Origin of the sequence: Roseisolibacter sp. H3M3-2, assembly GCF_029211165.1 — a bacterium.
Taxonomy (GTDB): Bacteria; Gemmatimonadota; Gemmatimonadetes; order Gemmatimonadales; family Gemmatimonadaceae; genus Roseisolibacter.
Genome location: NZ_JARGEK010000264.1, coordinates 1 through 7,021, shown reverse-complemented (window position 1 = coordinate 7,021; position 7,021 = coordinate 1). Strand labels below are relative to the sequence as shown.

The 7,021-nt window shown below is 75.1% G+C and carries 6 protein-coding genes and 1 pseudogene; 5 read left to right on the top strand and 2 right to left on the bottom strand.

Annotated features, from left to right (window positions below):
* From PYV61_RS18245 to PYV61_RS18235, 3 genes and pseudogenes are all read left to right on the top strand, one after another.
* Nucleotides 1-269 (top strand): annotated as a pseudogene (locus PYV61_RS18245) (hypothetical protein); the annotation flags it as partial.
* Nucleotides 269-937: a phosphoribosylanthranilate isomerase gene (locus PYV61_RS18240; RefSeq protein WP_345785258.1), complete on the top strand. Its 669-nt coding sequence runs from the start codon at nt 269-271 to the stop codon at nt 935-937. The pseudogene PYV61_RS18245 and the gene PYV61_RS18240, both read left to right, overlap by 1 nt.
* Before the next feature lie 111 nt (nt 938-1,048).
* Complete coding sequence (locus PYV61_RS18235; protein ID WP_275834245.1) at nt 1,049-2,308, top strand: ankyrin repeat domain-containing protein; 1,260 nt, start codon at nt 1,049-1,051, stop codon at nt 2,306-2,308.
* A gap of 96 nt (nt 2,309-2,404) precedes the next feature.
* On the opposite strand, the gene PYV61_RS18230 is transcribed toward PYV61_RS18235, so the two are convergent.
* Entirely contained in the window at nt 2,405-2,668 is a 264-nt protein-coding gene (locus tag PYV61_RS18230; protein WP_275834244.1) for a GlsB/YeaQ/YmgE family stress response membrane protein, read from the bottom strand.
* 239 nt (nt 2,669-2,907) lie between these two features.
* On the opposite strand from PYV61_RS18230, the gene PYV61_RS18225 reads away from it, so the two are divergent.
* Both PYV61_RS18225 and PYV61_RS18220 read left to right on the top strand, forming a co-directional pair.
* Nucleotides 2,908-5,310, top strand: coding sequence for a 3-hydroxyacyl-CoA dehydrogenase/enoyl-CoA hydratase family protein (locus tag PYV61_RS18225; protein WP_275834242.1), 2,403 nt, complete (start codon nt 2,908-2,910; stop codon nt 5,308-5,310).
* 3 nt (nt 5,311-5,313) lie between these two features.
* Nucleotides 5,314-6,492 carry a thiolase family protein gene (locus PYV61_RS18220; protein ID WP_275834240.1) on the top strand — a complete coding sequence of 393 codons (1,179 nt, stop codon included), beginning with the start codon at nt 5,314-5,316 and terminating at the stop codon, nt 6,490-6,492.
* Nucleotides 6,493-6,510: 18 nt separating this feature from the next.
* Here PYV61_RS18220 and PYV61_RS18215 read toward each other — a convergent pair.
* A partial coding sequence (locus PYV61_RS18215; protein WP_275834239.1) for a hypothetical protein occupies nt 6,511-7,021 on the bottom strand: 511 nt, incomplete at its 5' end.

Here is a 7,021-nt window from a genome sequence, read left to right as displayed (position 1 = left end):
AGACCACGATTTGTCTTCCTAAGACCGCTTGGCCTCCGACTTCCGGCGCGGCGCCCGCCGCCGCGCTCGAGCGCCTCGACCCCGCCCGACTCGACGCGCGCGTGGCGCCGACCCCGGAGCCGGGCGCGCCGCCGCCCTCGGAGGCCGAGCTGGGGGTGCGCCACACGGTGTTCGGCATGCTCGCCGGGCTGGCCGAGCACAACGCCTACCACGGCGGGCAGATCGCGCTGCTCAAGCGCGCCGTCGCGGCGCGGCCGCGGCGCACGTGATCGCCCCGGCGCCGGCGCACGTCCGCCTCAAGGTCTGCTGCATCGGCACCCGCGCCGAGGCGGGGATCGCGGTCGCGCACGGCGCCGACGCCCTCGGCTTCGTCGCCCCGATGCCGAGCGGCCCGGGCGCGATCGACGAGGCCGCGATCGCCGACCTGGTGCCGCGCGTCCCGCCGGCGGTGGCGACCTTCCTGCTCACGCCGCGCACCGACGCGGCGACGATCGTCGCGCAGGCGCGGCGCACCGGCGTCAACACCCTGCAGCTCGTCGACTTCGTCGCCCAGGACATGCTGGAGCGGCTGCGCGTCGCGCTCCCCGTCGTCCGCCTCGTGCAGGTCGTCCACGTGCTCGACGACGACTCGGTGCGCGAGGCCGAGGCGGTCGCGCCGTTCGTCGACGCGCTCCTGCTCGACAGCGGCAACCCGCGCCTCGCCGTGAAGGAGCTCGGCGGCACCGGCCGCGTGCACGACTGGTCGCTCAGCCGCGCCATCCGCGACCTGGTCGACGTCCCCGTCTTCCTCGCCGGCGGGCTGCACGCCGGCAACGTCGGCGAGGCCGTCGCCCGCGTCCGCCCCTTCGGCATCGACGTGTGCAGCGGCGTCCGCACCGACGGGCGCCTCGACGCGGGGAAGCTGGACGCGTTCGCGCGCGCGGTCGCCGGGGGCTGATGGGCGCGGACGGCGCGCCGTGCCGTCGGTGACGCGCGCGGACGGTGCCGCGTCCGGGCTGTGACCGTCGCCTCGTCCCAGCGAGGCCACCCGGACCCCGCAGCCCCGCGCATGCCGCTCTCCCGCACCGCCCGCCGTCCGCTCGTCGCCGGCGCAGTCCTCCTCGCCCTCCTCGGCGGCGTCGCGCCGTCGGCCGGCGCGCAGCCGCAGACGGCCTTCCAGCACGCGGTCGAGATGGCCACCGCCGCGATGCGGAACGACTCCGCCGCCGTCGCCCGCACGCTCGCCGCCGGCGTCCGCGCCGACACGCCGCGCGACGGCAACCTCACCGCGCTCATGTCGGCCGCCAGCTGGGGGCGCGTCGGGATCGCGCGCCTGCTGCTCGCGCGCGGCGCCGACCCGCTGCTCGAGAACGACCGCGGCGAGACCGCGCGCGACCTCGCGACCAGGGCGGGGCACCTCGACGTGGCGCGCCTGCTGGAGGCCGCCGAGCGCGGGCAGCCGCTCCCCGAGATCCGCGTCCCGCGCAACGGCCGCTCGAACTTCGAGATGGCGGTCGAGCTGAAGAGCGCCGCCGGCCTGCTCGGCGACCTGGCGCAGGTGCGCCGCCTGCTCGACGAGGGCGCCGACCCGGGCTTCCCCACCGGCGACGGCTCGACCGCGCTCGCGTCGGCCGCGTACTGGGGCCGCCTCGACGTCGTGCGCGAGCTGCTGGCGCGCGGCGCCGACCCGAGGCACGCGGACGCCGAGGGGCGCACCGCCCTCGACCGCGCCCGCTCGCAGAGCCACGTCGACGTCGTGCAGGAGCTGCAGCGCGCGACGGGCGTCGCCGTCGACCAGCCGCGCCGCCGCCAGCCCCCGCCGGCCGCCGCCCCGGCCACGCCCGCCGCAGCCACTCCCGCCCCGGCGACTCCCGCCGTCGCCACTCCCCCTGTTCCGGTGCGAGCGGGCGCGAACACCCAGCTCCCCCCCGAGGAGTTCGCGCCCACGGGCGTCGCCCCGCGCGGCGGCGTCTGGGAGGCGCGCGTCTCCAACGCGGCGGGGCTCGTGCGCTTCACCGTCGCCCCCGACGGCCGCGCGATCACCGCGATCGAGTTCGAGGGCGACATCCGGTGCAGCGACGCCGGCGTCGGGATGGGGCGCAGCTACGGCCGCACCCAGCGCGCGGACTACGTCACGCGCGGCGCGCAGCTCGTCGTCGACCGCGGCGCCGTCAACGGCACCTACCACGACGAGAAGGCCGGCGTGCACTGGGCCTTCCAGGCGCACTTCGTCGGCCCGACGTCGGCGCGCGGCAAGCTGCGCATCGGCGCGCACGCGAACACCTGCGACACCTGGGGCCTCCAGTGGACCGCGACGCGCGTCCGCTGAGCGCCGCCGCGACGCACCGGGCACGCGCGCACGTGCGAGGGGCCCGGCGCACCGCGCCGGGCCCCTCGTCGTACGATCTCGGACGCGCGACGGTCGTTAGACGACGCGTCGACGGCCGCCGCGGATCATGCGCAGCACGAACAGCAGGACCACCGCGCCGATGAACGCGACCAGGATGGTGCCGGCGAGGCCGCCGAGGGGGCTCGCGACGCCGAGGGCGCTGAACAGCCAGCCGCCGACGAAGGCGCCGATGATGCCGATGATGATGTCCCCGATCAGGCCGTAGCCGACGCCGCCCATCACGAACGAGGCGAGCAGACCGGCGACGAGTCCGACGATGAGCCAGGTGAGGAGCGTCATGGAAGTCTCCGAAGAGTGAGCCGGGGCCGGTATCGCCCCGGGTTGCCCTCCCCCAAGGCAACGGCCATGCCCGACGCGCGGCGTGTGGTGGTGCGCGTCACTCGGGGCCGCGCCGCGTCGCCCCCGCCCCCCCGTTCGGCCCCCTTCCGTCGGCGCGGACCGGGAGGGATGTTTCGCGGGCCGGCGAGCGCGCCCGCGCCGCCCGCCCTGACCTCGCACCCTGAGGAGCGCCGCCCCCGATGTCCCAAGAGACCTCCACGGCCGGACCCAGCCGAACGGCGTTCGCCGGCCTCGACCTCGGCTTCGATCTCGGCGAGACCGCTCAGGCCCCCGCCGCCCGCCCGCGCATCCGCAAGGTCGGCGTCGTCGGCGCCGGGACGATGGGGAGCGGCATCGCCGCCCTCGCCGCCTCCGCCGGGCTCCCGGTCGTGCTGCTCGACATCCCCGCGGAGGGCGGCGACCGCGGCGCGATCCCCAGGGGCGCCGTCCAGAAGGCGCTCAAGGCCAAGCCGGCCGCCTTCATGGACGGCGAGCGCGCCGCGCTCATCCGCACCGGCAACACCGAGGACGACCTCGCCCTTCTCGCCGACTGCGACCTCGTGATCGAGGCGATCATCGAGCAGCCCGGCCCCAAGCAGGCGCTCTACGAGCGGCTGGAGCAGGTGCTCAAGCCGACGGCGATCGTCTCGTCCAACACGTCGGGGATCCCGATGGGGGTGCTGACGCAGGGGCGCTCCGAGCGGTTCCGGAAGCAGTTCCTCGGCACGCACTTCTTCGCGCCGCCGCGCTACATGCACCTGCTCGAGATCATCCCCACGCCGGAGACCGACCCGGCGGTGGTCGAGAGCGTGCGCGCCTTCGGCGAGTCGGTGCTCGGCAAGGGGATCGTGATCTGCAAGGACGCGCCCGGGTTCATCGCCAACCGCCTCGGCGTGTACGGGATGAACCGCACCATCGCGCGCATGGAGGAGTACGGCCTCACCATCGACGAGGTGGACGGCCTCACCGGCGCGCTGCTCGGCCGTCCCAAGTCGGCGACGTTCCGCACCGGCGACCTCTCGGGGATCGACGTCCTCGTGCACGTCACGAAGGGGCTGGCGCAGGCCACCGGCGAGTCGTTCCCGCTGCCGGCGTGGTTCGAGGCGATGGTCGCCAGCAAGCAGCTCGGCGACAAGACGCAGGGCGGCTTCTACAAGAAGGTCGGGAAGGACATCCAGACCTGGGACTTCCGCGCCGGACAGTACGTGCCGCAGCAGCGCCTCGAGACGCCCGAGCTCAAGGCCGCGACGCGCGCCCCGCTCGCGCAGCGCATCGCCGGGCTCAAGACGCTGCCGGGCAAGTACGGCGACTTCGTGCGCGCCGTGCTGCTCGACACCGCCCGCTACGCCGCCGAGACGTCCCCGTCGCTCGCCTACGACATCCCGAGCGTGGACCGCGCGATGGAGTGGGGGTACGGCCACGACGCCGGCCCGTTCCGCGTGATGGACATGCTCGGCGTCGACTGGGTGAAGGCCGAGCTGGAGAAGCGCGGCGACGCGGTCCCGGCGCTGCTGCAGCAGGCGCAGGGCGCGTTCTACCGGGGCGACGAGGTGCTCGGCTTCGACGGCCGCTACCAGGCGGTCGCGCCGATCGCCGGCAACGTGCGCCTGTCGCAGGTCGCCGCGCAGCCCGGCCGGGTGCTGGCGCAGAACGAGGGGGCGCGCCTCCTCGACCTCGGCGACGGCGTCGCGCTGCTCGAGTTCCGCGGCAAGTCGAACGCGCTCGGCTCGAAGGTGCTCGACCTGCTCGCCACGTCGCTCGAGCGCATCGAGCGGGACGGGATGGCGGGGCTGGTCATCGGCAACGACGACCCGAAGTTCTTCTCCGCCGGCGCCGACCTCGCCGAGAGCACGGGCGCGGTGATCGCCGGGATGTGGGACGTCATCGAGCAGGCGATCCACCGCTTCCAGCAGGCGACGCAGAGCATCCGCTACGCGCCGTTCCCGGTGGTCGTCGCGCCGGCCGGGATGGCGCTCGGCGGCGGGTGCGAGTTCGCGCTGCACGCCGACGCGGTGCAGGCGCACGCGGAGCTGTACATGGGGCTCGTCGAGGCGGGCGTCGGTCTGCTCCCGGGCGGCGGCGGCACCAAGGAGCTGCTCTTCCGCTTCACGAAGGACCTCGAGCCGTACGAGGAGGCCGACCCGTTCGAGGCGGTCAAGCGCGCCTTCCGCATCATCGCCACCGCGCAGACGTCGACCAGCGCGCTCGAGGCGCGCCGCATCGGCTTCCTGCGCGCGCACGACCGCGTGTCGATGAACCGCGACCGGCTGATCGCCGACGCCAAGCGCCGCGTCCTCGACCTCGCGCCCGACTACGTGGCGCCGGCGCCGCGCACCATCCGCGCGCTCGGCAAGGAGGGGATGGGGAACCTGTCGTACGCCCTGTTCTCGTTCCACGAGGCCGGGCAGGCGACGCCGTACGACGTGCAGATCGGCCACGAGATCGCCTACGTGCTGTGCGGGGGCGACGGCCCGCCGCGCACCGTGACCGAGCAGGACATCCTCGACCTCGAGCGCGAGTCGTTCCTCAAGCTCCTCGGCAACGAGAAGACGCAGGAGCGCATCGCCTACACGCTGAAGACCGGCAAGCCGCTGAGGAACTGACCGATGCCCGAAGCCGTGATCGTCTCCGCCGTCCGCACCGCCGTCGCCAAGGGGAAGGCCGACGGCGCCCTGGCGCGGGCCGGCGTGACCCCGATCGACATCGCCGCGCTCGTGATGAAGGAGTCGGCGCTGCGCGGCGGCGTCGACCCGCGCCACATCGACGACGTCATCGTCGGGTGCGCGATGCCCGAGGCGTCGCAGGGGCTCAACGTCGCCCGCCAGGCGGCGCTCGCCGCCAACTTCCCGGTCGACGCCTCGGCCGCCACCATCAACCGCTTCTGCTCGTCGGGGCTGCAGAGCGTCGCCAGCGCCGCGCAGGCGGTGATGAGCGGGATGCAGGACGTCGTCGTCGCCGCCGGCGTCGAGATGATGTCGCAGGTCCCGATGTCGGGGTACCACACGCGCCTCCACCCCGAGCTCACCGAGAGCTACATCGGGATGGGCTTCACCGCCGAGCGGGTGGCCGAGCGCTTCCAGGTGTCGCGCGAGGACCAGGACGCCTTCGCCGCCGGGAGCCAGCAGCGCGCCGCGCGCGCGGTGGAGTCGGGCGTCTTCGCCGAGCAGATCGTGCCGGTGCCGGTCAGGAACGTCTCCTGGCAGGGCGCGAAGAAGACGGTGACCGACGGCGTGTTCGACCGCGACGAGCTGCCGCGCCCCGAGACCACCGTCGAGACGCTCGCCAGGCTGCGCCCGGCCTTCAAGCCGAACGGGGGCACCGTCACCGCCGGCAACGCCAGCCCGTACTCCGACGGCGCCGCGGCCCTCACGGTCGTCAGCCGCGAGAAGGCGGAGGCGGAGGGGCTCAGGCCGCTGGCGCGGCTGATCACCTACGCCGTGGCGGGGATCGACCCCGACATCATGGGCGTCGGCCCGATCAACGCCATCCCGAAGGCGCTGAAGAAGGCGGGGATGCAGCTCTCCGACATCGACCTGATCGAGTTCAACGAGGCGTTCGCGGCGCAGGCGGTGGCCGTGGCGCGGCACCTCGGCATGGACATGGACCGCGTCAACGTCAACGGCGGCGCCATCGCCCTCGGCCACCCGCTCGGCGCCACCGGCGCCAAGCTCACGACGCAGCTGATCCACGAGCTGCGGCGGCGCGGCGGCGGGCGCGGGATGGTGACGATGTGCGTCGGCGGCGGGATGGGCGCGGCCGGGATCTTCGAGGTCTACCCGGCCTGACGCCTCACGCCGGTCCGCTCACCACGTGAGCAGCAGCACGCCGTGCGCCGGCAGCTCGAGCGCACGGCGTGTCGCGTTCTCCCCCTCGCCGCGCACCAGCGTCAGCGCGCCGCGCGTCGACACGTCGCAGAACACGACGCGCCCGCGCCCGTCGGTGCGCCCGTCCATCCGCACGCCGCCGCTCCGCACGACGGTGCGGGTTCCGGCCCGCGCCACCGACGGCGTCGCGGCCACGAGCCGCACCGGGACGTCGGCCGCCGGCGCCTGCGCGGCGCTGTCGAGCAGCGCGACCACGACCACGCCGCGGTCGGCCGACTCCCGCCCGTCGCCGCCGCACGCCAGCGCGCGCAGGCGCTCGGGCCCCGGCACGGCGAGCGTCAGCGTCGCCCCGCCCGTACCGTCGGTGCGCACCGAGTCGGTGGCGAGCCAGACGCCGGCCGCCCGCAGCCGCGGGTGCGAGGTGCGCACCACGAACGTGCCGCGCGGCCGCAGCGCGATCGCGGTCGGCCCGGCGCCGTAGGTGACCGCG

Coding starts and splice junctions, on each gene's coding strand:
- PYV61_RS18235 (WP_275834245.1), top strand. CDS start 1,049: ATGCCGCTCTCCCGCACCGCCCGCCGTCCGCTCGTCGCCGGCGCAGTC.
- PYV61_RS18225 (WP_275834242.1), top strand. CDS start 2,908: ATGTCCCAAGAGACCTCCACGGCCGGACCCAGCCGAACGGCGTTCGCC.
- PYV61_RS18230 (WP_275834244.1), bottom strand. CDS start 2,668: ATGACGCTCCTCACCTGGCTCATCGTCGGACTCGTCGCCGGTCTGCTC.
- PYV61_RS18220 (WP_275834240.1), top strand. CDS start 5,314: ATGCCCGAAGCCGTGATCGTCTCCGCCGTCCGCACCGCCGTCGCCAAG.